The following is a 2,042-nucleotide window of genomic DNA, read 5'->3' as shown; positions in this document are numbered from 1 at the left end:
CACTACTCCAAGCGCACCGTCGACATCGAGTACCGCTTCGGGTTCTCCGGCCGTGACTTCGAGGAGCTCGAGGGCATCGCCAACCGGACCGACTTCGACCTCAAGCAGCACAGCGAGTACTCCGGCAAGGACCTGTCCTACTTCGACCAGGCCAGCAATGAGCGCTACATGCCCTACGTGATCGAGCCGGCGGCCGGCCTGACGCGCAGCCTGATGGCGTTCCTCATCGACGCCTACACCGAGGACGAGGCGCCCAACACCAAGGGCGGTGTCGACAAGCGCGTCGTGCTCAAGCTCGACCCGCGCCTCGCGCCGATCAAGGTGGCCGTGCTCCCGTTGAGCCGCAACGCGGATCTCTCCCCGAAGGCGAAGGCGCTGGCCGCCGAGCTGCGGCAGAACTGGAACGTCGACTTCGACGACTCCGGGGCCATCGGTCGCCGCTACCGTCGCCAGGACGAGATCGGTACGCCGTTCTGCGTCACCGTCGACTTCGAGACCCTCGACGACAACGCGGTCACCGTGCGCGAGCGCGACACGATGACCCAGGAGCGGGTCGGCCTGGACGGCATCTCGCGCTGGTTCGCGGAGCGCCTGCTCGGCTGCTGAGCCGCGCGCCGTTCCCGCGAAGAACCGGCCCGGCCCGAGCCGGGTGCACAATGCCCGCATGGGACGGGTCGGGCTGGTCGCGTGGGGCTGCACGGCGGTGCTGATCCTGGCGGGCTGCTCCACCGACCGGTCGTCCGCCGACGACGCCCCCGGGGCGGGGTCCTCGACGCCCGCCGACGCCTCGCCCGGGGCCGCCGCGGACGGGGCTGCCTCGGACGAGGACACCACCGAGCCCGGCAGCGTGCTCGACCTCGAGGACACCGCGACCGTGGCCTGGCGCCCCTCGGCCGACCTCGCGGGCGTGCTGGAGCTGAGTGTCGACGCGGTCCAGGAGGCGGACACGGCCGACTTCGACGGCCTCGTCGCCCCGGGCGCCGTCGAGGGTGCCCGCCCCTACTACGTCGAGGTGAGGGTGGCCAACGCCGGCGACACCGACCTGGGTGGCCTCGACGTCCCGCTCTACCTCCTCGACACCTCCGACACCCTCGGCCCTCCGTGGGCCTTCACGCAGCCGTTCCGCCCCTGCCGCTCCCGTCCGCTGCCCGCGTCGTTCGCGCCCGGGGACACGCACAGCGCCTGCCTGGTCTTCTTCGCCCGCGCCGGGTCGACGTACGAGGCGATGGTCTTCCAGCCGACCCCGGACCGGGAGGCGATCACCTGGGCCGGCGGGGCCGCCGCACCGCCTGAGGGGCGGCGCGACCGCCCCTCCCGACAGGGGCGCTGACCCGACGGGCGACAATGGCGTCATGTCCCTGCCGTCGTCACTGACCCTGCGCGCGCCGTCCGGGGGGTCCCTCGTCGTGGACACCCCTGTCGTGCTCGCGCCGATGGCGGGCATCACCAACGCGGCGTACCGCCGGCTCTGTGCCGAGCAGGGGGCCGGTCTCTACGTCTGCGAGATGATCACGTCGCGGGGGTTGGTCGAGGGCGACGAGACGACGCGCCGGATGCTGGTCTTCGACGAGCTCGAGACGACCCGCTCCGTCCAGCTCTACGGCACCGACCCGCACTACGTCGGCCGCGCGGTGCAGATCCTGTGCGAGGAGTACGGCGTCGCGCACGTCGACCTCAACTTCGGCTGCCCGGTGCCCAAGGTGACCCGCAAGGGTGGTGGGGGAGCGCTGCCCTGGAAGCGCGGACTGCTCGCCGACATCGTCGACGYGGCGGTCGTCGCTGCGACGCCGTACGACGTCCCGGTCACGATCAAGACCCGCAAGGGGCTCGACGACGACCACCTGACCTTCCTCGATGCCGGACGCATCGCGCAGGAGTCGGGCGCGGCCGCCATCGCGCTGCACGGTCGCACCGTGGAGCAGGCCTACTCCGGCCGGGCCGACTGGGACGCGATCGCCGAGCTGGTCGCGAGCGTCGACATCCCGGTGCTCGGCAACGGCGACATCTGGGAGGCGGCCGACGCGGTGCGGATGGTCCAGGAC

At 72.1% G+C, this 2,042-nt stretch carries 3 protein-coding genes; all 3 read left to right on the top strand.

What is annotated here, in order from left to right; genetic code table 11:
- Positions 1-606 (top strand): His/Gly/Thr/Pro-type tRNA ligase C-terminal domain-containing protein (locus tag ACXJKL_RS19990; RefSeq protein WP_457208744.1); only part of this gene is annotated, 606 nt, incomplete at its 5' end.
- 58 nt (positions 607-664) lie between these two features.
- A complete protein-coding gene (locus ACXJKL_RS19985; protein WP_457208743.1) occupies positions 665-1,330 on the top strand; it encodes a hypothetical protein in 666 nt (221 codons plus the stop codon).
- Between the two features lie 22 nt (positions 1,331-1,352).
- On the top strand, positions 1,353-2,042 hold a 690-nt coding region (locus ACXJKL_RS19980), incomplete at its 3' end, for a tRNA dihydrouridine synthase (RefSeq protein WP_457208742.1).

This window comes from Nocardioides sp. P5_C9_2 (assembly GCF_054049555.1).
Note: the sequence above shows the minus strand (reverse complement) of the source record. Positions and strands in the feature narration are given on the sequence as shown.

Excerpts from the sequence above, each read along its gene's own strand:
- ACXJKL_RS19985 (WP_457208743.1), top strand. The coding sequence starts at position 665 with ATGGGACGGGTCGGGCTGGTCGCGTGGGGCTGCACGGCGGTGCTGATC.